This window comes from Burkholderia cenocepacia, assembly GCF_900446215.1.
Classification (GTDB): Bacteria; Pseudomonadota; Gammaproteobacteria; order Burkholderiales; family Burkholderiaceae; genus Burkholderia; species Burkholderia cenocepacia.
In genome coordinates this window covers 107,683-129,985 of sequence record NZ_UAQZ01000017.1, presented here as the reverse complement: position 1 = coordinate 129,985, position 22,303 = coordinate 107,683, and the positions used below count along the sequence as shown (strand labels likewise).

The 22,303-nt window shown below is 69.6% G+C and carries 22 protein-coding genes; 21 read left to right on the top strand and 1 reads right to left on the bottom strand.

The window, feature by feature from the left end; translation table 11 throughout:
• The first annotated feature begins 27 nt into the window (after positions 1-27).
• From DTA15_RS35110 to DTA15_RS35095, 3 genes are all read left to right on the top strand, one after another.
• Positions 28-1,614: a FadD3 family acyl-CoA ligase gene (locus tag DTA15_RS35110; RefSeq protein WP_006481532.1), complete on the top strand. Its 1,587-nt coding sequence runs from the start codon at positions 28-30 to the stop codon at positions 1,612-1,614.
• Between the two features lie 34 nt (positions 1,615-1,648).
• A complete protein-coding gene (locus DTA15_RS35105; protein WP_006481545.1) occupies positions 1,649-2,422 on the top strand; it encodes an SDR family NAD(P)-dependent oxidoreductase in 774 nt (257 codons plus the stop codon).
• Positions 2,423-3,070: 648 nt separating this feature from the next.
• Positions 3,071-3,748, top strand: coding sequence for a hypothetical protein (locus DTA15_RS35095; protein ID WP_077176171.1), 678 nt, complete (start codon positions 3,071-3,073; stop codon positions 3,746-3,748).
• Positions 3,749-3,758: 10 nt separating this feature from the next.
• On the opposite strand, the gene DTA15_RS35090 is transcribed toward DTA15_RS35095, so the two are convergent.
• Positions 3,759-4,985 carry an acyltransferase family protein gene (locus tag DTA15_RS35090; RefSeq protein ID WP_006481535.1) on the bottom strand — a complete coding sequence of 409 codons (1,227 nt, stop codon included), beginning with the start codon at positions 4,983-4,985 and terminating at the stop codon, positions 3,759-3,761.
• A gap of 492 nt (positions 4,986-5,477) precedes the next feature.
• On the opposite strand from DTA15_RS35090, the gene DTA15_RS35085 reads away from it, so the two are divergent.
• The 18 genes from DTA15_RS35085 to DTA15_RS35000 all read left to right on the top strand — a co-directional run bounded on the left by DTA15_RS35085 (position 5,478) and on the right by DTA15_RS35000 (position 22,257).
• Positions 5,478-5,714: a FitA-like ribbon-helix-helix domain-containing protein gene (locus DTA15_RS35085; protein ID WP_006481537.1), complete on the top strand. Its 237-nt coding sequence runs from the start codon at positions 5,478-5,480 to the stop codon at positions 5,712-5,714.
• Positions 5,701-6,117 (top strand): type II toxin-antitoxin system VapC family toxin, encoded by a 417-nt coding sequence (locus tag DTA15_RS35080; RefSeq protein ID WP_006481544.1) that lies wholly within the window; start codon positions 5,701-5,703, stop codon positions 6,115-6,117. Before DTA15_RS35085 ends, DTA15_RS35080 begins: the two co-directional genes overlap by 14 nt.
• A 259-nt stretch (positions 6,118-6,376) precedes the next feature.
• Positions 6,377-7,273 carry a VOC family protein gene (locus tag DTA15_RS35075; RefSeq protein WP_006481531.1) on the top strand — a complete coding sequence of 299 codons (897 nt, stop codon included), beginning with the start codon at positions 6,377-6,379 and terminating at the stop codon, positions 7,271-7,273.
• A 9-nt stretch (positions 7,274-7,282) separates the two neighbouring features.
• Positions 7,283-8,176: a CoA transferase subunit A gene (locus DTA15_RS35070; RefSeq protein ID WP_006481548.1), complete on the top strand. Its 894-nt coding sequence runs from the start codon at positions 7,283-7,285 to the stop codon at positions 8,174-8,176.
• 10 nt (positions 8,177-8,186) lie between these two features.
• Positions 8,187-8,984, top strand: a complete 798-nt coding sequence (locus DTA15_RS35065) for a CoA-transferase subunit beta (protein ID WP_006481539.1) — start codon at positions 8,187-8,189, stop codon at positions 8,982-8,984.
• 8 nt (positions 8,985-8,992) lie between these two features.
• Positions 8,993-9,913, top strand: coding sequence for an enoyl-CoA hydratase (locus DTA15_RS35060; protein ID WP_006481536.1), 921 nt, complete (start codon positions 8,993-8,995; stop codon positions 9,911-9,913).
• Complete coding sequence (locus tag DTA15_RS35055) at positions 9,910-11,010, top strand: NAD(P)H-dependent flavin oxidoreductase (protein ID WP_006481534.1); 1,101 nt, start codon at positions 9,910-9,912, stop codon at positions 11,008-11,010. The genes DTA15_RS35060 and DTA15_RS35055 overlap by 4 nt, the downstream gene beginning before the upstream one ends.
• Positions 11,011-11,029: 19 nt before the next feature.
• Positions 11,030-11,845 carry an enoyl-CoA hydratase family protein gene (locus DTA15_RS35050; protein ID WP_006481538.1) on the top strand — a complete coding sequence of 272 codons (816 nt, stop codon included), beginning with the start codon at positions 11,030-11,032 and terminating at the stop codon, positions 11,843-11,845.
• Positions 11,842-13,011: an acyl-CoA dehydrogenase family protein gene (locus DTA15_RS35045; RefSeq protein WP_006481533.1), complete on the top strand. Its 1,170-nt coding sequence runs from the start codon at positions 11,842-11,844 to the stop codon at positions 13,009-13,011. The genes DTA15_RS35050 and DTA15_RS35045 overlap by 4 nt, the downstream gene beginning before the upstream one ends.
• 33 nt (positions 13,012-13,044) lie before the next feature.
• Positions 13,045-14,115 carry an acyl-CoA dehydrogenase family protein gene (locus tag DTA15_RS35040; RefSeq protein ID WP_006481542.1) on the top strand — a complete coding sequence of 357 codons (1,071 nt, stop codon included), beginning with the start codon at positions 13,045-13,047 and terminating at the stop codon, positions 14,113-14,115.
• Positions 14,112-15,263, top strand: coding sequence for an acetyl-CoA C-acetyltransferase (locus DTA15_RS35035; RefSeq protein ID WP_006493096.1), 1,152 nt, complete (start codon positions 14,112-14,114; stop codon positions 15,261-15,263). Before DTA15_RS35040 ends, DTA15_RS35035 begins: the two co-directional genes overlap by 4 nt.
• A gap of 41 nt (positions 15,264-15,304) precedes the next feature.
• Positions 15,305-16,183 (top strand): SDR family oxidoreductase, encoded by an 879-nt coding sequence (locus DTA15_RS35030; protein ID WP_006481547.1) that lies wholly within the window; start codon positions 15,305-15,307, stop codon positions 16,181-16,183.
• Between the two features lie 3 nt (positions 16,184-16,186).
• Complete coding sequence (locus DTA15_RS35025) at positions 16,187-17,425, top strand: acyl-CoA dehydrogenase family protein (RefSeq protein ID WP_006481543.1); 1,239 nt, start codon at positions 16,187-16,189, stop codon at positions 17,423-17,425.
• The gene (locus DTA15_RS35020; protein WP_006481541.1) at positions 17,422-18,624 is read left to right on the top strand and encodes an acyl-CoA dehydrogenase family protein; all 1,203 of its coding nucleotides are present in this window, start codon (positions 17,422-17,424) and stop codon (positions 18,622-18,624) included. Before DTA15_RS35025 ends, DTA15_RS35020 begins: the two co-directional genes overlap by 4 nt.
• Positions 18,621-19,421, top strand: a complete 801-nt coding sequence (locus DTA15_RS35015; RefSeq protein WP_006481546.1) for an SDR family oxidoreductase — start codon at positions 18,621-18,623, stop codon at positions 19,419-19,421. Before DTA15_RS35020 ends, DTA15_RS35015 begins: the two co-directional genes overlap by 4 nt.
• Positions 19,421-19,906 (top strand): MaoC family dehydratase, encoded by a 486-nt coding sequence (locus DTA15_RS35010; RefSeq protein WP_006481528.1) that lies wholly within the window; start codon positions 19,421-19,423, stop codon positions 19,904-19,906. Before DTA15_RS35015 ends, DTA15_RS35010 begins: the two co-directional genes overlap by 1 nt.
• 23 nt (positions 19,907-19,929) lie before the next feature.
• A complete protein-coding gene (locus DTA15_RS35005; RefSeq protein ID WP_006493100.1) occupies positions 19,930-21,135 on the top strand; it encodes an acetyl-CoA C-acyltransferase in 1,206 nt (401 codons plus the stop codon).
• Positions 21,136-21,294: 159 nt separating this feature from the next.
• Entirely contained in the window at positions 21,295-22,257 is a 963-nt protein-coding gene (locus DTA15_RS35000) for a WD40/YVTN/BNR-like repeat-containing protein (RefSeq protein ID WP_006482823.1), read from the top strand.
• Positions 22,258-22,303: the final 46 nt, after the last annotated feature.

Genomic DNA, 22,303 nt, shown 5'->3' with positions numbered 1-22,303 from the left:
CCGGCGGCGCGCGCGGCAACCTGATCTATGACGATGGACAACGAAATCCTGACCACGCCCGCGCTGATCGCGCGGGCAGCCGCGCGCCACGGCGCGCATCCGGCGATCGAGTCGGAGCACGGCCGGCTGACCTACGCGGAACTCGACGCCGCGCGTATCGATGCGGCCCGCGCGCTGCTCGCGAGCGGCATCGATCCCGGCGACCGCATCGCGGTCTGGGCGCCGAACCTGCCGCAATGGATCGTCGCGGCGCTCGCGATCCATACCGTCGGCGCGGTCCTCGTGCCGGTCAATACGCGGATGAAGGGGATGGAGGTCGGCGGCGTCCTGCACGACGGCGGTGCGCGGCTGCTGTTCTGCTGCGGCACCTTCCTCGGCGAATCCTATCCGGCGATGCTCGCGCCGCATCGGCCGGCGACGCTCGAGCGCGTCGTCGTGTTCGACGGCGAACCGCCTTCGGGGGCGCACGACGAGACCTGGAACGCGTTTCTCGCGCGCGGCGCGGCGGTGCCGCTTGCCGCGGTGCGCGAACGCGAGGCGCAGGTCACGCCCGACACCGTGATGGACCTGATGTTCACCTCCGGCACGACGGGGCGCCCGAAAGGCGTGATGACCGCGCACGGCCAGAACCTGCGTGCCGCGCAGGCGTGGGCGGCGATCGCCGGCGTGCGCCCGGACGACCGTTACCTAATCGTCAATCCGTTCTTCCATACGTTCGGCTACAAGGCCGGCTGGCTCGCCGCGCTGTCGAGCGGCGCGACCGTGCTGCCGCATCTGGTGTTCCAGCCGGACGACGTGCTGCGGCGCGTCGCCGCGGACCGCGTGTCGGTGCTGCCCGGCCCGCCGACGCTGTACTACGCGCTGCTCGACGCGCCCGATCGCGCGACGCGCGATCTGTCGTCGCTGCGGATCGCGGTGACGGGGGCGGCTGCGATCGCGCCGAGCCTGATCGAGCGGATGCGCGCGGAGCTCGGTTTCGAGACGGTGCTGACCGGCTACGGGCTCACCGAGTCGTGCGGCTTCGCGACGCTGTGCCGCCCGGGCGACGATGCCGAGACGGTCGCCCGTACGTCGGGCCGGCCGATGCCGGACGTCGAGCTGCGCATCGCGGGGCCGGGCGGCGAGCCGCTCGGGCCGGACGAGACCGGCGAGATCTGGGTGCGCGGCTACAACGTGATGCGCGGCTACTTCAACCAGCCGGACGCCACGCGCGAGACCGTCGATGCGGCGGGCTGGCTGCATACGGGCGATCTCGGCTGCGTCGACGCGAACGGCAATCTGAAGATCACCGACCGTATCAAGGACATGTTCATCGTCGGCGGTTTCAACTGCTATCCGGCGGAGATCGAGCGGCTGCTCGCCGCGCATCCGGCGATCGCGCAGGTCGCGCTGGTCGGCGTGCCCGACACGCGGCTCGGCGAAGTCGGGCACGCCTATGTCGTGCTGCGGCCCGGCGCGCACGCCGATGCCGACGAACTGAACGACTGGGCGCGCCGCAACATGGCGAACTACAAGGTGCCGAGGTATTTCACGTTCGTCGCGCAATTGCCGACGAGCGCGGCCGGCAAGGTGCTGAAGTACCGGCTGCGCGCGGCGACCGAGGCGGCGGCCTGAGCGAAGAAGCCACCACCCTGAACGGGATGAACGCATGAACGACAACGGATTTCCGGCGGGCGCGGTACTCGTGTTCGGTGGCAGCGGCGGCATCGGGCAGGGCGTCGCGCTCGAGTTCGCGCGCGCCGGTGTGCCGGTCGCGGTCGGTTACCGCAGCAAGGCCGACGTCGCCGAGCGCGTGGCGCGCGATATTCGCGGCGAGGGCGTCGCGGCCACCACGCACTGCGTGGACGTGACCGATCCCGCGCAGGTCGATGCCGCGCTCGCGGCGGCGATCGACGCGCATGGGCGCGTGCATACGGTCGTCTGGGCGGCGGGGCCATTCGTGAACCAGCGCCATATCGGCGACATGACGCACGACGACTGGCGCCGCGCGATCGACGTCGAGACGATCGGCTTCTTCGTCGCCGCGAAAGCCGCGCTGCCGCATTTCCGTGCGTCGGGCGGTGGCTCGTTCGTGACGCTCGGCTCGGCCGGCCATCTGCGCTGGCCCGATCGCGACGGGCTGTCGGTCGCGCCGAAGGCGGCGAACGAGGCGCTGGTCAAGGGGCTGGCGCGCGAGGAAGGGCGCTACGACATTCGCGCGAATTCGATCCTGGTCGGCGTGATCGAGGCCGGGATGTTTCCGGTGCTGCTCGAGCAGGGGCAGTTCGACCCGGCGTGGATCGACGAGACGCGGAAGATGCTCGCGCTCAAGCGCTGGGGCAAGGCGCACGACGTGGGGCGCGCGGCGGTGTTTCTCGCGTCGGACCGGGCGGGTTACATCACCGGGCAGCAGTTGAACGTCTCGGGCGGGTACGGGTTGTAACCGCGTATCTCCGTTGCGCGTGACGCCGACCAGATGCATGCGCACGCATCGGTATTTGCCCTGCCTCGTCACGCACGAGCGCGCATCAGCGCCGCTTGCGACCGGCACGAGGTCGCACTTTTGCAACGCTTTTTCAACGTATTCCTCCGCGCACGAGTGATCGCAACGGCGATCCGCGTGCGCTGACGGCCGTCCGGCCTCGTTGTGCCTGCGTCGCGCGATCGGCGCGAGAGGCCGCCTTTCGCGTGTTTCGGCGCCGCTCGCCGAATACGGATACGTTCCTGAAACATTTCCCCTCGTTTGCGATCCGCGCCACGCCCCGTCCCGATGGGTAGCGCTTCTTCCGCTTCGGTCCGCGCCGCATGGCACGCCCTTTGCGGTTCCCCCGATGTCGCCCGCGCAGACGCATTTCGCCAGAACGATCCGCGCATCGGCGGCATGTAACGACATCGAAACAGACGGGGAATCGGATCGGGTCGCGCGCGCCGTGTGCCACGGCGCCTGCGCAGCGCATGTCGTATCGGTCATGCGCACCGCGCAACGCGTCCCCGATCCGTCGAACAGCAAGCGTGCTTGCAAGGTGTCGTGCCGGGGTTCGCATCGCGCATCGCGACGAAGGTCGCGTGTGCGTCGCGTCGCGCCCGGCACATGTCGGGGGAGACGCCCGTGAAAACGACAGCGAACCAATGGGCAGCGGTCGCGGTGATGTTCGTCGCGAGCGCGCACGCGCAGGAAATCTACCTGCAGGGCGGCACGCAGGGCGTCGGCATCGGCGCGGCCGTGAGCTTCAATTCGATGCTGGGCGCGCACGCGGATTTCAACGCGATCAATCTGACGCATGACTTCACGGTGGCCGGCAACCGCTATCAGGACGACCTGAAGCTGCGCCAGGGCGGCATCTATGCGGACATCTTCCCGTGGCGAGGCAGCGGCTTTCGCGCGACGCTCGGGCTGCGCTTCAACGACGACGAGCTTCACGGCGTGTCGGTGCCGACCAACGGAACCTACGTGTTCGGCGGCAAGCGCTATCCGGCGCTGCCGGGGATGTACGCGGTCGCGGAAGCGCGCTATCCGACCGTGATGCCGTATGTCGGGATCGGCTACGGACATCGACCGGCGTCGAAAGGGCTCGGGTTCGTCGCCGACATCGGCGTCGCGTACGGGATACCGAAATGTTCGTACACGCTGTCGCCGGAACTGGCGGCCGCGGCCGGACCGGCGAAGAGCCAGGTACTGGTCGCGAGCGGGCTCGACTCGCTGCGGCAGATGATGTCGCGCTACCGGTGGTATCCGGTCCTGCAGATCGGCATCTCGTACCGCTTCTGAACGCGCCCGGTCACGGCGCGACCGTTTGGTGCTCGCGAGCGGGCTCGGCCGCGCGGCGTGCCGCGCGTGCGTCGTTGCGCTTCGCGATGAACGGATGCTCGACGTAGCGGTAAGTGAGCAGCGAACACAGGACGGCAACCAGCGCGCAGACGAGCGCGAGCACCCAGATGCCCGAGTCGTCGGTCGAATTGATCGGGAACACGAACTTGTTGAATGCGTGAATGATCATGTAGACGATCACCATGTGGATCATGTAGATGCTGAAACTGGCGGTGCCGAGCAGCGCGAGCGGGCGGGTCTTGAGCACGCCGTAGAACGTGTTCCCGCATGCGATGCAGAAGAACACCGGAAGCAGCGGCAGCGCGCCTGCGATCGAATAGCGTTCGGCCGGCGACGGCGACATCGCGAGGATCAGCAGCGCGACGGTCGCCGCCGCCTTCGTGGCGAGTCGCGCGCGGATCGCGGGGTGCCGCGACACCTCGTAGGCCACGGCGCCGAACGCGAACAGCAGCGCCATCCCGCCGGGCGGCCCGAACAGCGCGGCGCAGGCGAGGACGATCGCGAGCGCGAGCAGCTTGCGCCATGCACGCGTGGCGACGAACCACGCGAGAAACGGAACGGCGACGTAGAACCGCCATTCGTACGCGAGGGTCCACCAGACGCCGCTCAGATAGGGCGTGCGCGCCGCTCCGTTGATCGGGAACGCGCCGAACCAGCCGAGCGAAACGGTCTTGAGCAGATCGGCCAGCAGCTGCCCCGGTGCGCCGACGGCGTTGCGGGGAAACCAGTAAAGCGTGCAGATGACGATGACGGCCGCGTAAAACAGATAGAGCGGCGCGAGGCGTCGCACGCGCCCGACGAAGAAGGTCCGCACGTCGAGCGTGCCTCTGCATGCGCGCTCCCAGAACAGCAGCCCGGTGACCATGAAGAACATCGCGACGGGAATCGTCCCGAGATTGCGCAGGAAATCGGTGCCGGCGCCCCAGACGCCGGTCGACAGCAATGCCTGGTTGCACGCGAAGTGATGGAACACCACGGAGGTGGCCAGGATGCCGCGGAAGCCGTCGAGATTGCGGTAGCGCATCGACAGCGATTTGTCGACGGCCGCCCGGTAGAACGGCACGTGCCGGGCGACGCGCCACGCGATGATCGCCACGGCCGCCAGGCATGCCGGGAAGTAGAGTTTGTCGGGTGTCGGGGAGAACAGGGTTTGCAGGGCAGGCGTAACAAGGTCCACTGAAGAGCGTCTCGTGTCTTGGATCGGGATTTCAGGCACGGAGGGTCCGCGTCGATGCAAGGTCTTCTGCGCGCTTCGCACGGCGTTCGATCGCCGGTCTTGTCGTTTGATGGTATCAAACGATGTGCGACGGTCGCGGCTCGTTGTGCAACATGATGTTTCAGCGCGAACCGGTGCGACGCGCGTATCGGTCGCCGATGTCGCCAACGGCGGATCGCGCCGCAAATTCCGTTCCTTGCCGCCGGACCTTCATCGTGGTCGACGCCACCCGACTGGCCATTTGGCCGGCTTCCGGATCGTCCCGCTCCGGCTTACCTTGAGCGACAGCAGTTCGATGCGTCGGGCCAGCGGCGGAAGGGGGACGAATTCCTGTCGTCCGCTGCCACGGGCTCACGCCGACTCCAGGGTCCGTCCGGTCAAGAAGGTGATAGCAATGCTTGCAATTTACCTTCATGACGCTATCATTGATAGCAAATCTGGATGGAGGTAATCATGGCAAATCTTCTGGTGCGTAACGTGGATGACACTCTCGTTCAAAGCCTGCGCGAGCAGGCTGCGGCCAACGGCAGGAGCGCCGAGGCCGAACATCGAGCCATTCTGGCCGAAGCGCTCGGCCGGCCGAAGCGGCGCACATTCGCGCAAGTGCTGATGAGCATGCCGGAGGTGGGCGAAGACGCGGATTTCCAACGTGTTCAGGATTCAGGCGAGGTCAGGCGTGTTTTTGATTGATACGAACGTCATCAGCGAAATCAGGAAGGGCAAGCGAACCAACCGCGGCGTGAGGGCGTTCTTCAGGCAGGCCGAAGCGGACGCGAGCCCGCTTTACCTGTCCGTCGTGACGGTGGCCGAGCTGCGGCGCGGTGTCGACCTGATCCGTCATCGCGGCGATCACAGCCAGGCGTCGGCGCTCGAGGCCTGGCTGACGATGATCCTGTCCGGCTATGCGCCGAACATCCTGCCGGTCGATGTCGAAACCGGCCAGATGTGGGGGCATTTGCGCGTGCCCGATCCGACGCACGAACTCGACAAGCTGATCGCGGCCACCGCATTGATCAACGATTTGACGGTCGTCACGCGCAACGTCGACGATTTCGCTCGCACCGGCGTCCGGTTGCTGAATCCGTTCGAGTAACGTCGCGGCAGGCGGCCTGCCGGTCGCGCGAAGCCGGGGCGGGCGGTGACCGCCCGGCAGGCGAACGCACCGCCCTGGCTGCCGTGACCGGCCGCCACCTTTCACCCGCCGAGCACCGAATCCTCCTGCGGCGCGCTTCCGCGCCGCCATCCCCGCCTTTTACCGCCCGTCCTCTCGTCCCAACAGACGATGTAACGCCACCCCCGACCGGCCAGAATCCTTTCACGAACAACGGATTCTGAACCAGGAGGAGGCCGACATGATCGATGTCCGTGCGCTGGGCTACGTCGTCGTCGAGGCGACGCGCGTCGATGCGTGGCGCCGCTACGCGGAAGACGTGCTGGGCATGCAGGCGCTCGACGCGCCCGACGGCGCGCTTTATCTGAAGATGGACGAGCGCGATTTCCGCTACGTGATCGTTCCCGGCGCGGCCGACCGCTATTTCGCATCGGGCTGGGAATTGTCCGACGGCGCCGCGTTCGACGCCGCGCTCGCGGCGCTGCAGCGCGCCGGCGTCGAGCCGGTGCGCGCCAGCCGCGACGAAGCCGCGTTGCGCCGCGTGCAGGCGATGGCGTGGTGCACCGATCCGTCCGGCAACCGCCACGAGCTGTACTGGGGCGCACGCTGCGACTTTCGCCGCTTCGTGTCGCCGCTGGGCGTCGCTCGTTTCGTCACCGGCGACATGGGGCTCGGCCACGCGGTGCTGCCCGCGCCGCAGTTCGACGCGACCGATGCGTTCGTGCGCGGCGTGCTCGGCTTCGAGCTGTCCGACATCTACCGCGTGAAGTTCACGCCGGACCCGGCCGAACCGGAAAAGCGCATCCATTTCATGCACTGCCGCAACGCGCGCCATCACAGCCTCGCGCTGTTCGAGATGGCCGTGCCGTCCGGCTGCGTGCACGTGATGGCCGAAGTCGATTCGATGGACGAAGTGGGCCGCGCGCTGGACCGCGTCGCCGCGCACGACGTGAAGATGTCCGCGACGCTCGGCCGGCACTGCAACGACCAGATGATCTCTTTCTACATGAAGACCCCCGGCGGCTTCGATCTCGAATACGGCTTCGGCGGCCTCACGGTCGACTGGTCGAAGCACGCGGTGTTCGAGGCCACGAAGGTGAGCCAGTGGGGCCACGATTTCAGCATCGGATACCGGTAAGCCAGCACGATGACGATGAAACCTCTCGACAAGACGATGTCCGCGCGCGACGTGATCGCGCAACTCGCCGACGGCATGACGATCGGCATCGGCGGCTGGGGGCCGCGGCGCAAGCCGATGGCGCTGGTGCGCGAAATCGCGCGCTCGAACCTGAAGGACCTCACGATCGTCGCGTACGGCGGCGCCGACGTGGGCCTGCTGTGCGCGGCGGGCAAGGTGCGCAAGGTGGTGTTCGGCTTCGTGTCGCTCGACGTGATCCCGCTCGAGCCGCATTTCCGCCGCGCCCGCGAGCAGGGCCGCGTCGACGTGCTCGAACTCGACGAAGGGATGCTGCAGCTCGGCCTGCGCGCGGCCGCCGCACGCCTGCCGTTCCTGCCGACGCGCGCCGGGCTCGGCACCGCGCTGCTCGATCACGCGCCGCAACTGCGCACGGTGCAGTCGCCGTACGACGACGGCGAGACGCTGCTCGCGATGCCGGCGATCGAACTCGACGTCGCGCTGCTGCACGTGAACGCGGCCGACCGGATGGGCAATACGCGTATCGACGGCCCCGATCCGTTCTTCGATGCGTGGATGGCGCGCGCCGCGCGGCGCTGCTACGTATCGGCGGAAACGGTCGATGCGTCGCTCGCGAGCGACGACCTCGACGCCGCGCGCCGCAATCCGTTCGAGCGCTCGCTCGTCACGGGCGTCGTGCACGCACCGGGTGGTGCGCATCCGACGTCGTGCGGGCCGGCCTACGGCTGGGACCTGCCGCACCTGCGCGCGTACTGCACCAGCGCGGAAGACGACGCCAGGACGGCGGCGTACCTGCGCGACGTGGTCGGCCAGGACGAACGTCAGTACCTCGAAGGCGTCGGCGGGCTGTCGCACGTGACGACGCTGCCGTTGCCGATTCTGTAAAGGAGCGCCTGTGAGCGAATCTCTCGACCATTCCCTTGCGGAACTGATGATCGTCGCGTCCGCGCGACTGTGGCGCGACGACGGCGAAGTGCTGGCGACCGGCATCGGCACGGGCCCGCGGCTCGCGGCCGGCCTCGCGCGGCTCGCGTACAACAACGGGTTGATGCTGACCGACGGCGAAGCGTATCTCGTCGAGGAGCCGGTGCCGCTCGGCCCGCGCCCCGACGGCTATCGCGTGAAGGCGAGCGGCTGGATGACCTACGAGCGCGTGTTCGACTGCCTGTGGCACGGGCGCCGCCATGCGCTGGTGATGCCGACGCAGATCGATCGCTTCGGCCAGGCCAACATTTCGTGGCTCGGCGACGACTACGCGCACCCGAAAACCCAGTTGCTCGGCGCACGCGGCTTCCCCGGCAACACGACGAACCACGCGAACTCGTTCTTCGTCAGCGGCCACGGCAAGCGCACGTTCGTCGAACGCGAAGTCGACATGGTGTGCACGGTCGGCTACAACCCGGCGCGCCGGCTGCCCGGGATGAAGACCTTCGTCGACCTGCGCAGCATCGTCACCGACCTGTGCGTGATGGATTTCGGCGGGCCCGACCACGCGATCCGCGTGCGCTCGCTGCACCCGGGCGTGAGCTTCGACGAGGTGCAGGACGCGACCGGTTTCCCGCTGCTTGCCTCGCCGGACATCGGCACGACGGCAGCGCCGAACGCGGAAGACCTGCGCATCGTGCGCGCGCTCGATCCGCACAACCTGCGCGCGACGATCGTGCGCAACAATCCGGCGCCGCGCCGGGGATGAGGGCCGACATGGAAGCGACCCGGATGACGTTCGGCGACGGTGTCGTCGACTACGCGCTCGAGGACGGCATCGCGACGATCACGATGAACCGCCCCGACTATCACAACGCGCAGAACTCGAAGATGACGTATGCGCTCGACGCGGCGTTCCGGCGCGCGGCGCACGACGACGCGGTGAAGGCGATCGTGCTCGCGGGCGCCGGCAAGCATTTCTCGGCCGGTCACGACATCGGCACGCCGGGCCGCGACATCCACGAGTCGTTCGAGCGCGCGTCGCTGTGGTACGACCACGTCGACAAGGCAGGCGGCGAATTCCTCTATGCGCGCGAGCAGGAGGTGTATCTCGGCATGTGCCGGCGCTGGCGCGACCTGCCGAAGCCGACGATCGCGATGGTGCAGGGCGCGTGCATCGCCGGCGGGCTGATGCTCGCGTGGGTGTGCGACCTGATCGTCGCGTCGGAGGATGCGTTCTTTGCCGATCCGGTCGTGCGGATGGGGATTCCGGGCGTCGAGTATTTCGCCCACGCGTACGAGCTGAATCCGCGCATCGCGAAGGAATTCCTGTTTCTCGGCGAGCGGATGCCGGCCGAGCGCGCGTACCAGATGGGGATGGTCAACCGCGTGGTGCCGCGCGAGCGGCTGCGCGACGCGACCTACGCGATCGCCGCGAAGATCGCGACGATGCCGCGCCTCGGGCTCACGCTGACCAAGCAGGCGCTGAATCACGTCGAGGAACTGCAAGGCAAGCGCGCGGCGATGGACGCGGCGTTCGCGTGGCATCACTTCGCGCATGCGCACAACGAGCTCGTGAGCGGCGACCGCCTCGGCGGTTACGACGCCCGCAGCATGGCCAGCTCGCAACGCCAGCCGAACGGCGCGGACCGCGCGGACGCGCCGGCACCGGTCGCCGTCAACGGAGCCGCCGCATGAGCACGACACTTCACGGCCCGCTGCATACGCCGCTGTGCGACCTGCTCGGCTGCCGCTACCCGATCGTGCAGACCGCGATGGGCTGGGTGGCCGACGCGCGGCTCGTCGCCGCCACGAGCAACGCCGGCGGATTCGGCTTCCTGGCCGGGGCGACGCTCGAACCGGAGCAGGTCGAGGCCGAGATCCTGAAGGTGAAGTCGCTGACGGATCGGCCGTTCGGCATCAACTTCCATATGTTCCAGAAGAACGCCGCGCAGGTGGTCGATCTCGCGATCGAGCACCGGCTGCGCGCGGTCAGCTACGGGCGCGGCCCCGATGCGAAGACGATCCGCCGTTTCAAGGATGCCGGCATCGTCTGCATGCCGACCGTCGGCGCGCCGAAGCATGCGGCGAAGGCCGTCGAACTCGGCGCGGACATCGTGACGGTGCAGGGCGCGGAAGGCGGCGGCCACACGGGCGCGGTGCCGACCACGCTGCTGCTGCCGAAGGTGCTCGACGCGGTGCGCGTGCCGGTCGTCGCGGCCGGTGGCTTCTTCGACGGGCGCGGACTGGCGGCCGCGCTCGCGTACGGCGCGGCCGGCATCGCAATGGGGACGCGCTTCCTGATGAGCGCGGAATCGCCGGTACCGCGCGCGACGCTCGAGCGCTACGTGGCGGTTGGCGACCCGGCGCGCATCCGCGTGTCGGACGCGCTCGACGGGCTGCCGCAACGAATGATCGACAACCCGTACCTGCTGAAGCTCGAACGCTTCGGCCCGCTGCGCCGCACGTGGTTCGCGCTGAAGACGGCCGACGCGTGGCGGCGCCAGAACGGGCTGAGCACGGCCGACATGCTCGGCCTCGCGATCAAGGCGCTGCGCTCGCACGAGTACACGGCCAGCCAGACGCTGATGGCCGCGAACGCGCCGTTCCTGATCCAGCGCGCGATCGTCGAAGGCCGCCCCGACGAAGGCGTGCTGCCGAGCGGCCAGGCGGCCGCGATGATCGGCGCGATCGAATCGTGCGATGCACTGATCGCGCGAATCGTCGCGGAAGCCGGCGAGCGGCTCGACGCACTGGCCGCGTTGCGCGGCGCGGCAGCGGCGCAGGCCGCATGACGAACATCACAGGGAGGCAATGGAGATGGCAGCAACCAATCAACCGGCCGGCGCGATGCCGTTCCGGATCGATCGCGCGGACGGCATCGCCGAGCTGGTGATCGCCCATCCGCCGGTGAACGCGCTCGACGCGCACGGCTGGCGGGCGCTGTCCCGCGCGCTCGACGCGCTCGGCGAGGACGACGACGTGCGCGTGATCGTCGTGCGCGGCGAAGGCCGCGGCTTTTGCGCGGGCGTCGACATCAAGGAGCTGGCCGCGCATCCGGAGCGGATCGTGGCGGTCAACGCGGGCAACTACGAGACGTTCCGCGCGGTGCACCGCAATCCGAAGCCGGTGATCGCGGCGGTGCACGGCTTCGTGCTCGGCGGCGGGATCGGCATCTGCGGCGCGGCGGACATCGTCGTCGCGGCCGACTGCGCGCGTTTCGGCGTGCCCGAGATCGACCGCGGCGCGATGGGCGGCGGCGCGCACCTGCAGCGGCTGTTCGGCGTGCAGAAGGTGCGCGCGATGTACTTCACCGGCGACATGATCGACGCGGCCGAAGCGTACCGGCTCGGCGCGCTCGAGCAGGTGGTGACGCGCGACGCGCTGCGCGACGCGGCGCTCGCGATCGCCCGCAAGATCGCCGCGAAGAGCCCGGCGATGGTGCGGCTCGCGAAGGAGGCGCTGAACGGCGTCGAGGACGGCGATCTCGAAGACAAGTACCGCTGGGAGCAGGGCTTCACGCTGCAGGCATACATGACGAACGATTCGACGGAAGCGCGCGCCGCGTTCGTCGAGAAGCGCGACGCGCATTTCGACGCACGCGCCAGCGCCGCGGAGGCACGCGCATGAACCTGACCTATACGCCGCAACAGCAGGCGTTTCGCGCGGAAATCCGTGCATGGCTCGCCGCGCACGTGCCGCGCGAGCGGCTGCCGAGCTTCGACACCGAGGCAGGCTTCGCCGCGCACCGCCAATGGGAGCGCACGCTGCACTCGGGCCGCTGGAGCATGGTCACGTGGCCGCGCGAGCTGGGCGGGCGCGGCTGCGACCTGATCGAATGGCTGATCTTCGAGGAAGAGTACTGGCGCGCGGATGCGCCGATGCGCGTGAACCAGAACGGCATCTTCCTGCTCGGGCCGACGTTGATGGATTTCGGCACGGATGCGCAGAAGGCGCGCTTCCTGCCCGCGATGGCGGCCGGCGAGCACGTGTGGGCGCAGGGCTGGTCGGAGCCGAACGCGGGCTCGGACATGGCCGCGATCCGCACGACCGCCACCCGGATCGGCGACGAATACGTGCTGAACGGCCAGAAGATCTGGTCGACCCGCGCGGTGTGGGCCGACTGGCTGTTCGGGCTGTTCCGCAGCGATCCCGAATCGACGCGTCACCACGGCTTGACGTTCCTGATGGTGCCGCTGTCCGCGCCCGGCATCACGGTGCGGCCGATCCGCCAGCTGAACGGGCAGACCGGTTTCGCGGAGATTTTCTTCGACGACGTGCGCGTGCCGGTCGAGAACCGGCTCGCGGCCGAAGGCGCCGGCTGGCAGGTCGCGATGGCGACGGCCGGTTTCGAGCGCGGGCTGATGCTGCGTTCGCCCGCGCGCTTCCAGCGCACCGCGCAGGCGTTGCGCGACCTGTATCTCGCGCACCGCGACAGCGCGGACCGCGATCCGACGCTGCGCGAACGCGTGGTGCAGGCCTGGATGGACGCGCAGGCGTATGCGCTGTCGACCTATGCGACCGCGAGCCGGCTGCTGAAGGGCGGCCACATCGGCGCGGAGTCGAGCACCAACAAGGTGTTCTGGTCGGAGCTCGACCTGCGCATGCATCAGACCGCGCTCGACATCCTCGGTGCGCACGGCGAGGTCGTCCCGCAGACGGCCGCGCAGCACGCGACGCTCGGCCACTGGCTCGACGGTTTCCTGTTCGCGCAGGCCGGCACGATCTACGCGGGCACCAACGAGATCCAGCGCAACATCGTCGCCGAACGGATGCTCGGCATGCCGCGCGCGTAAGCGCGCCGGCGACACTCACTGAACGGACATCGTATGGATTTCGTATTCGATGAAGACCAGGAAACGCTCGCGGACAGCGTGAAGCGCCTGCTGATGACCGAGATGACGCCCGAGCTGATCCGCGAGCTGTGGGCGACGCCGACCGGGCGCTCGGATGAGCTGTGGGCATTGTTCGCGTCGCAGGGGCTGACCGCCGTGTCGGTGCCCGAAGCACACGGCGGCCTCGGCCTGACCGAAGCGGAATGGGCGCTGCTCGCGCAGGCCTACGGCTATTTCGGCAGCCCCGAGCCGCTGCTCGACACGGCGCTCGTGTCGGCCGGCGTGCTGGCGCGGCTGCCCGCGAGCGACTGGCGCGACGCGCTGCTGCGCGACATCGCCGAAGGGCGGGCGCGCGTCGCGCTCGTGCATCCGGTGAACCCGTATGCGGCCGACGTGCATGTCGCGGACACGCTGCTGTGCGAACACCGTGGCGAGCTGCACCGCGTCGATCCCGCGCAGTGCGCATGGCGCGCGGTCGACAGCGTCGACCCGTCGCGGCGCCTGTTCACGCTCGACTGGGAGCCGTCGGCGGCCACCCGCATCGCGAGCGCCGACGAAGCCGCGCCGCTGCTGAACCGCGCGCTCGACCATGGCGCGTTCGCGGTCGCCGCGCAACTGCTCGGCCTCACGCAGCGCGTGCTCGACGTCGCGATCGACTACAGCGCGCAGCGCAAGCAGTTCGGCAAGGCGATCGGCTCGTACCAGGCGCTCAAGCATTTGCTCGCCGACGTCGCCATCCGCTACGAGTTCGCACGGCCGGTGGTCGCACGCGCCGCGCAGGCGATCGCCGACGATCACCCGCAGCGCGCGGTGTTCGTGTCGCACGCGAAGCTCGCCGCGATGTCGGCCGCGCAACTGGCCGCGCGCCACGCGATGCAGGTGCACGGCGCGATCGGCTACACGTGGGAGCTGGATCTGCAGATCTTCATGAAGCGCATCTGGGCGCTGTCCGGCAGCTGGGGCGACAGCGCGTTCCACAAGGCCCGCGTGGCCGACGCGATCCTCGGCGACGCATTGCCGATCGGCCCCGCGCAGACCTTCGATTTCGAGGAAACGAACCGATGAAACAAGTCTATATCGTCGACGCGCTGCGCACGCCCACCGGCCGCCGCAAGGGCGGGCTCGCGCACGTGCATGCGGCGGACCTCGGCGGCTTCGTGCTGAAGACGCTCGTCGAGCGCAACGCGATCCCGGCCGACGAATACGACGACGTGGTGTTCGGCTGCGTCGACACGATCGGCCCGCTCGCGGGCAACATCGCGCGCACCTGCTGGCTCGCGGCCGGGCTGCCGCTGCAGGTGCCGGGCGTGACGGTCGACCGCCAGTGCGGCTCGTCGCAGCAGGCCGTGCACTTCGCCGCGCAGGCCGTGATGAGCGGCGTGCAGGACGTGGTCGTCGCCGGCGGCGTGCAGACGATGACGCAGATCCCGATCTCGTCCGCGATGACCTGCGCGGCGCCGCTCGGCTTCACCGATCCGTTCTCGGGCAGCGCCGGCTGGCGCGCGCGCTTCGGCGACGCGCCGGTGTCGCAGTTCGTCGCCGCGCAGCGGATCGCCGATCACTGGAACCTGTCGCGCGACGCGATGGAGCGTTACGCGCTGGAGAGCCACCGCCGCGCGGTCGCGGCGATCGAGGCCGGTCATTTCAAGCGGGAGATCGTGCCGTTCGAAGGGGTGATGCATGACGAGACGCCGCGCCCCGACACGTCGCTCGACAAGATGGCGACGCTCGAAGCGCTGACGCCGGGCGGCTCGCTGACGGCCGCCGTCGCGAGCCAGACCTGCGATGCGGCCGCGGCGCTCCTGATCGTGTCGGAGGAGGCGCTCAAGCGCTACGACCTCACGCCGCGCGCACGCATTCATCACCTGAGCGTGCTCGGCGACGATCCGCTGTGGATGCTCACCGCGCCGATTCCGGCGACCCGGGCTGCGTTGAAGAAGAGCGGGCTCGATCTGGCGCGGATCGACGTCGTCGAGCTGAACGAGGCGTTCGCGTCGGTCGCGCAGGCGTGGCTGGCCGATACGCGTTTTCCGCACGAAAAGACCAACCCGAACGGCGGCGCGATCGCGCTCGGCCATCCGCTCGGCGCGACCGGCGCGCGGCTGATGACGACGCTGTTGCACGAGCTGGAACGCACGGGCGGCCGCTACGGGCTGCAGACGATGTGCGAAGGCGGCGGCCTCGCGAACGTCACGATCATCGAGCGCCTGTGAGCGCGTCACTTTCACCATCTCAGGATTCACGAGGCACCAGCATGGGAATCTGCAACGGACGCACCGTCATCATCACCGGCGCGGGCGGCGGGCTCGGGCGCGAATACGCGCTCGCGTTCGCGGGCGAGGGCGCGGCGGTCGTCGTCAACGACATCCGGCACGACGCCGCGCAGGCCGTGTGCGACGAGATCGCGCGGCGCGGCGGCCGCGCGCTCGCGAATTCGGACGACATCACCCGGGTCGACACGGCGCAGCGGATCGTCGATGCCGCACGCGCTGCGTTCGGCGACGTGCACGTGCTCGTCAACAACGCGGGCATCTGCCGCGACAAGATGTTCACGAGCATGACCGAAACCGACTGGGACGACGTGATGCGCGTGCATTTGCGCGGCCACTTCTGTCTGTCGAGCGTGCTGGCACGCGCGTGGCGCGACGCCGCGAAGGCCGGTAACCCGGTCGACGCGCGGATCGTCAACACGAGTTCGGGCGCCGGGCTGCAAGGCTCGATCGGCCAGTCGAACTACGGCGCGGCAAAGGCGGGGATCGCCGCGCTCACGCTGATGCAGGCGGCGGAACTCCAGCGCTATGGCGTGCGCGTGAACGCGCTGGCGCCGGCCGCGCGCACCTCGATGACCGAAGGCGTGTTCGCCGACATGATGAAGAAGCCCGAGGACGGCGGCTTCGATTATTTCGATCCGGCCAACGTCGCGCCGCTGGTGGTGTGGCTCGGCAGCGTGCAATCGGCCGATGTGACGGGCCAGGTGTTCGAGGTCGCGGGCGGGATGATCGCGGTCGCCGAAGGCTGGCGCACCGGCCCCCGTGTCGATCGCGGCGCGCGCTGGGCGGCGGCCGAGGTTGGCCCGGCGGTCGCGCAACTGCTGGCCGACGCGCGGTCCGCGCAGCGCGTGTACGGGAGCTGACCGATGGATCTGGCGCTCACCGACGAACAGGCGATGATCCGCGACGCGGCGGCCGACGTGCTCGCCGAACGCAGCGCGTCCGCCGACGTACGCCGCGCGATCGAGCAATCGGCCGGCCGCGACGATGCGCTGTGGGCCGCGCTCGCGGGCGAGCTCGGCTGGAACGCGCTTGCGCTGCCGGAAGCGGCGGGCGGGCTCGGGCTCGGCGCGGTCGAGCAGACGGTGCTGATGGAGCAGCTCGGCCGGCGCGTCGCGTGCGTGCCGTATTTTTCGACCGCGTGCCTGGCGGCGACCGCACTGGCTGGCTGCCGCGAGGCGGCCGACGCCACCGGCTGGCTTGCAAAGATCGCCGAAGGCGCGTGCAGCGCGACGCTGGCGCTGCCATTCGAGATGCCCGCAGGTTCGTGGTCGTTGCAGGTCGTCGCGGAAGAGGCCGCGAGCGGCTACGCGCTGTCCGGCGAGATCGCGCAGGTGATCGACGGCGTGCGCGCCGATCTGCTGCTGATTCCCGCCCGGATCGCGAACGAAGGGCAGTCGATCGGTTTGTTCGCGATCGACGTCGCAACGGCAACGGGCCTGACCGTCACGCCGCTCGACACGCTCGATGCGACGCGGCCGATCGCGCGCATCGTCCTCGACGAAACGCGCGTGAGCCGCGACGCGCTGCTCGCCGTCGGCGCCGCCGCGGCCCGGACGATGGAACGCACCGCCTGGTTCGCGGCGCTCGCGCTGGCCGCCGAACAGCTCGGCGGCGCACAGCAATGCCTCGACCTGACGCTCGACTACACGAGCCAGCGCGTGCAGTTCGGCCGGGCGATCGCGTCGTTCCAGGCCGTCAAGCATCGATGCGCGCAGATGATGGTGCTGATCGAAGCGGCGCGTTCGGCCGTACTCGGCGCCGCGCACGCATGGGATGCCGAAACCGGCGCGATGCCGGGCGCCGCGTTGCGCGCCGACATCGCGGCCGCGAAGGCCGCCGCGAACGATGCGTATGCGTTCTGCGCGCAGGAAGCGATCCAGCTGCATGGCGGCGTCGGTTTCACGTGGGAATACGACCCGCACCTCTATTTCAAGCGCGCACAGGCGTCGAGCGCTCAGTTCGGCAGCACGCCGCACCTGCTCGAATGGATCGCATCCCGTGCGATCGACGGCGGCGCATCGCCGCGCGACGAAGCCCGGGCAGCGTCGCCGGTTTCGATCGCCACGCGTGCATCGGCCGCGCGCGCAGGAGCCCTCCAATGAACAGCGAAACGCGTGAACGGCAATTGCGGCACGAAGTGGCGGACTGGGTGCAATCGCACCTGACCGGCGAATTCGCATGCCTGAAATATCGCGGCGGTCCCGGCGACGAGGAAGCGTGGCCCGCGTTGCGCAAGGCGTGGGAGCGCGAACTGGCCAACGGCGGCTGGACCGGCCTCGGCTGGCCGACCCGCCAGGGCGGGCGCGGCTTCTCGGTCGCCGAGCAGGTGATCTTTCACGAGGAATATGCGCGCGCCGGCGGCCCCGGACGGATGGGCCACATCGGCGAAGGGCTGCTTGGGCCGACGCTCGTCGCGTGCGGCACCGACGACCAGCGCGCCCGTTTCCTGCCCGGCATCCTGGCCGGCACGCAGTTCTGGTGCCAGGGCTACTCGGAGCCCGGCGCGGGTTCGGACCTCGCCAACGTGCGCACGCGCGCCGAGCAGGACGCGGACGGCGCGTGGCGCGTGCACGGCCAGAAGGTATGGACGTCGCTCGCGCACGATTCCGACTGGATCTTCGTGCTCGCCCGCACCGATCCCGCGTCGACGGGCAACAAGGGGCTGTCGTTCCTGCTGATGCCGCTCGACCAGCCGGGCATCGAGATCCGGCCGATCAGGCAGCTCAACGGCGGCGCGGAATTCAACGAGGTGTTCTTCGACGGCGCGCGGGCCGACGCACGCGATCTGGTCGGCGCGGCCGGCGACGGCTGGCGGATCGCGATGACGCTGCTCGGCTTCGAGCGCGGGATGTCGACGCTCGGCCAGCAGATGCAGTTCGTCCGCGAACTCGAATGGGTGATCGACGCGGCGCGCGAATCGGGCGCGGACCGCGACCCCGTGCTGCGCCAGCGGATCGGCCGCGCGTGGGCCGGGCTGCGCGTGATGCGCTACAACGCGCTGCGGATGCTGTCCGGCGCGGACGATGCCGACGGCGGCTCGGGTGCGTCGCTGCGGCGCGAGGCGCTCATCTACAAGTACTTCTGGTCGAACTGGCACCGCGATCTCGGCCAGCTCGCGATGGACGCACTCGGCCCGCGCGCGAACGTGCTCGATCCGGCCGACGACAAGCTCACCCATCTGCAGCGCGTATTCCTGTTCTCCCGCGCGGACACGATCTACGCGGGCACCAACGAAATCCAGCTCAACATCATGGCCGAGCGCGGGCTCGGCATGCCAAGAGAACCACGAGGCACAGCATGACCGAACCCCAGATCCAGAAAGCGCCGGCATACGTTCCCGGCCATCAGTTGCTCGCCGGCAAATCGGTGTTGATCACGGCTGCCGCGGGCGCCGGCATCGGCTTCGCGGCCGCGCGCCGCTGCGCGGAGGAAGGCTGCCGCGCGCTGTTCATTTCGGATATCCACGACAAGCGCCTCGCACAGGCCGTCGAGACGCTGCGCGCGGAAACCGGGCTGCAGCAGGTCCATGGCCGCCTGTGCAACGTCGCGGTCGAGGCCGACGTGCAGGCGCTGGTCGCCGAAGCGCAGGACAGGCTCGACGGCGTCGACGTGCTGATCAACAACGCCGGGCTCGGCGGATCGACCCGCATCGTCGATATGGACGATGCCGAATGGTCGCGCGTGATCGACATTAGCCTCACCGGGACGTTCCGGATGACGCGCGCGATGCTGCCGCACATGCAGGCCCGCGGCCGCGGCGCGATCGTCAACAACGCATCGGTGCTCGGCTGGCGTGCGCAGGCGGAACAGGCGCACTACGCGGCGGCGAAGGCGGGCGTGATGGCGCTCACGCGCTGCGCGGCGCTCGAGGCGTCGCCGTACGGCGTGCGCATCAACGCGGTCGCGCCGAGCATCGCGATGCACGATTTTCTGAAGAAGTCGGCTCCGGCCGATTTGCTGAATCAACTGGCGTCGCGCGAAGCCTTCGGGCGCGCCGCCGAAGTCTGGGAGGTTGCGAACGTGATGGTGTTCCTGGCAAGCGATTACGCGTCGTACATGACGGGCGAAGTGCTGTCGGTCAGCAGCCAGCACGCATGATGGATACGACCCTCGACTCCGTCCGCGCGACGCCGCGCGTGTTCGCGCATCCCGGCGAACTCGCGGCCGCCGTCGGCGACACGCTCGGCGCGAGCGCGTGGCTCGCGATCGACCAGTTCCGCATCGACGGCTTCGCCGATGCGACGGGCGATCACCAGTGGGTGCACGTCGATCCGGTGCGCGCGAAGGACGGCCCGTTCGGCGCGTGCATCGCGCACGGCTACCTGACGCTGGCGCTCGTCAATCATTTCCTGCCGCAGATCGTGCGCATCGACGGCGCGCGGCTCGGCGTCAACTACGGCTGCGACAGGATCCGTTTTCCCGCGCCGGTGAAGGTCGGCGCACGCGTGCGCGGCGTCGGCGAGCTGCTGCGCGTCGAGCCGCTCGACGGTGGCGTGCAGGCATGGATTCGCGTGACCGTCGAGATCGACGGCGAGGCCAGGCCCGGCTGCGTGGCCGACACGATCAGCCGCTATTACTTCTAGTTTCCGATTCAGAGAGCCAGCACATGGAAGACGCAGTCATCGTTTCCGTCGCACGCACGCCGATCGGCAAGGCGTTTCGCGGCATGTTCAACGACACCGAGGCGCCCGCGCTGGGCGGCCACGTCGTGCGCGCCGCGCTCGAACGCGCGGGCGTCGCGCCGGCCGACGTCGACGACGTGCTGATCGGCTGCGCCGCGCAGCAGGGCACGCAGGGCTACAACATCGGCCGCCTGTCGGCCGCGGCGGCCGGGCTGCCGGCGTCGGTGCCGGGGATGGCGATCGACCGCATGTGCTCGTCGGGCCTGATGTCGATCGCGAGCGCGGCGCGCAGCATCGGCGCGGGCGATGCGCGGATCGTCGTCGCGGGCGGCGTCGAGTCGATCTCGCTCACGCAGAACAAGCACAAGAACGCGTATCGCGCGCGTTCGCAGGCCGTGCTCGAGCACCAGCCCGACGCGTACATCGCGATGATGGAAACGGCCGAGATCGTGTCGCGCCGCTACGGCATTTCGCGCGCGGCGCAGGACGCATTCGCGCTGCAGAGCCACCAGCGCACCGCCGGCGCGCAGGCAGCCGGCCGCTTCGACGCGGAAATCGCGCCGCTCGACGTGCGGCGCGCGCTGTTCGACGAGGAAGGCAATCCGGCCGGCCACGAAGCGGTGCGCGCGGCGCGCGACGAGGGCGTGCGCGCCGACACGACGGCCGAGCGGCTCGCGGGGCTGAAGCCGTCGTGGAGCGGCGGCAAGCTCGTCGAGCAGGGCGAGTTCGTGACCGCGGGCAACGCATCGCAGCTGTCGGACGGCGCGGCGGCCGTGGTCGTGATGTCGCGCGCCGAGGCGACGCGTCGCGGGCTGACACCGCTCGGCGCGTTCCGCGCCCTCGCGGTGGCAGGCTGCGCGCCGGACGAGATGGGTATCGGCCCGGTGTTCGCGATTCCGAAGCTGCTGGCGCGCTTCGGGATGACCGTGGCCGACGTCGGGTTGTGGGAGCTGAACGAGGCATTCGCGTGCCAGGCGCTGTACTGCCGCGACACGCTCGGCATCCCGGACGACCGGTTGAACGTGGACGGCGGCGCGATCGCGCTCGGCCATCCGTTCGGGATGTCGGGCACGCGGATGACGATGCACGCGTTGCTCGAAGGCGCGCGGCGCGGCGTGCGGCACGCGGTCGTGACGATGTGCATCGGCGGCGGGATGGGGGCGGCCGCGCTGTTCGACGTCGGCGCATAACGTCCGGTAGCGGCACGCGGACGAGCCGCGCCGCACGAGCGGCCATCCATTCAGGACCCTTCGAGGCCGCGGCAACGACCGACGGCCCGGAGACTGGCGGCCGACGGTGGCCGGCGCTTCGGCGCCTGCCGCCGTCGATCGCAGACACAGGAGACAAGCATGAAACGAACCTTGCCCGGACTCGCGATATCGGCGCTCGTGCTCGGCGCCGCGCTGTTCGCATTCTCGCCGCGCCCGCTGCCGGCGTTCCCGGTCACCGCGATCCATGCCGACCGATTGCAGATCAACGGGCTCGCCCGTGCCGGCACGACGCGCATCGTCGCGGTCGGCGAGCGCGGCGTGATCCTGCTGAGCGACGACGCGGGTGCGCACTGGCGGCCGGCGGCGATCGCGCACGACCCGGCATCGACGCTCACGCAGGTGCGCTTCATCACGCCGACGCTCGGGATCGCGGTCGGCCACGACGGGCGGATCGTGCGCAGCGACGACGCGGGCATGCACTGGCGCGAGGTGCACATCGACCACGACCATTCCGATCCGCTGCTGTCGATCTGGGGTACCGCCGACAGCCCGCTGTTCGCGGCCGGCAGCTTCGGCCAGCTGCTGCGCTCGGACGATGCGGGTGTCAACTGGCGGACGGTGAAGACGCCGGCCGGCGACCGCCACCTGAACGCGATCGTCGGTGACGGCCGCGGCAACCTGCTGGTCGCGGGCGAGAGCGGCACGCTGCTGCGCTCGGCCGACAACGGCGTCACGTGGGACAAGCCGCCGTCGCCGTACGCGGGTTCGCTGTTCGGCGCGCTGATGCTCGCGAACGGCGACTGGGTCGCATACGGGATGCGCGGCAACGTGGTGCGCAGCACCGATCACGGCGCGAGCTGGACGCACGTCGACAGCCACGTGCCGGTGTCGTATTTCGGCGCGACGCAGCTCGCGGATGGCGAACTCGTGCTGGTCGGCCAGGGCGGCGCGATCGTCGTGTCGAAAGACGGCGGGCTGACTTTCGACGTACGCAAGCTCGGCGGCGTGCAGAGCCTCGCGGCCGTGCTCGACATGGGGCATGGCGCGCTGCTGCTCGGCGGCGAATCCGGCGTCGCGCCGCTCGCCGTGTCGCCGTCCTGACGCGCGGCCCGGCGGCCGCGATCGATGCAGCCGCCGTTTTTCGCCC

What these genes read in the sequence shown, in the direction of transcription:
- DTA15_RS35000 (WP_006482823.1), top strand. Translation starts at nt 21,295, where the DNA reads ATGAAACGAACCTTGCCCGGACTCGCGATATCGGCGCTCGTGCTCGGC.
- DTA15_RS35110 (WP_006481532.1), top strand. Translation starts at nt 28, where the DNA reads ATGACGATGGACAACGAAATCCTGACCACGCCCGCGCTGATCGCGCGG.
- DTA15_RS35050 (WP_006481538.1), top strand. Translation starts at nt 11,030, where the DNA reads ATGGAGATGGCAGCAACCAATCAACCGGCCGGCGCGATGCCGTTCCGG.
- DTA15_RS35025 (WP_006481543.1), top strand. Translation starts at nt 16,187, where the DNA reads ATGGATCTGGCGCTCACCGACGAACAGGCGATGATCCGCGACGCGGCG.
- DTA15_RS35005 (WP_006493100.1), top strand. Translation starts at nt 19,930, where the DNA reads ATGGAAGACGCAGTCATCGTTTCCGTCGCACGCACGCCGATCGGCAAG.
- DTA15_RS35085 (WP_006481537.1), top strand. Translation starts at nt 5,478, where the DNA reads ATGGCAAATCTTCTGGTGCGTAACGTGGATGACACTCTCGTTCAAAGC.
- DTA15_RS35105 (WP_006481545.1), top strand. Translation starts at nt 1,649, where the DNA reads ATGAACGACAACGGATTTCCGGCGGGCGCGGTACTCGTGTTCGGTGGC.
- DTA15_RS35015 (WP_006481546.1), top strand. Translation starts at nt 18,621, where the DNA reads ATGACCGAACCCCAGATCCAGAAAGCGCCGGCATACGTTCCCGGCCAT.
- DTA15_RS35075 (WP_006481531.1), top strand. Translation starts at nt 6,377, where the DNA reads ATGATCGATGTCCGTGCGCTGGGCTACGTCGTCGTCGAGGCGACGCGC.
- DTA15_RS35095 (WP_077176171.1), top strand. Translation starts at nt 3,071, where the DNA reads ATGTCGGGGGAGACGCCCGTGAAAACGACAGCGAACCAATGGGCAGCG.
- DTA15_RS35070 (WP_006481548.1), top strand. Translation starts at nt 7,283, where the DNA reads ATGACGATGAAACCTCTCGACAAGACGATGTCCGCGCGCGACGTGATC.
- DTA15_RS35035 (WP_006493096.1), top strand. Translation starts at nt 14,112, where the DNA reads ATGAAACAAGTCTATATCGTCGACGCGCTGCGCACGCCCACCGGCCGC.
- DTA15_RS35010 (WP_006481528.1), top strand. Translation starts at nt 19,421, where the DNA reads ATGGATACGACCCTCGACTCCGTCCGCGCGACGCCGCGCGTGTTCGCG.
- DTA15_RS35040 (WP_006481542.1), top strand. Translation starts at nt 13,045, where the DNA reads ATGGATTTCGTATTCGATGAAGACCAGGAAACGCTCGCGGACAGCGTG.
- DTA15_RS35045 (WP_006481533.1), top strand. Translation starts at nt 11,842, where the DNA reads ATGAACCTGACCTATACGCCGCAACAGCAGGCGTTTCGCGCGGAAATC.
- DTA15_RS35030 (WP_006481547.1), top strand. Translation starts at nt 15,305, where the DNA reads ATGGGAATCTGCAACGGACGCACCGTCATCATCACCGGCGCGGGCGGC.
- DTA15_RS35060 (WP_006481536.1), top strand. Translation starts at nt 8,993, where the DNA reads ATGGAAGCGACCCGGATGACGTTCGGCGACGGTGTCGTCGACTACGCG.
- DTA15_RS35055 (WP_006481534.1), top strand. Translation starts at nt 9,910, where the DNA reads ATGAGCACGACACTTCACGGCCCGCTGCATACGCCGCTGTGCGACCTG.
- DTA15_RS35020 (WP_006481541.1), top strand. Translation starts at nt 17,422, where the DNA reads ATGAACAGCGAAACGCGTGAACGGCAATTGCGGCACGAAGTGGCGGAC.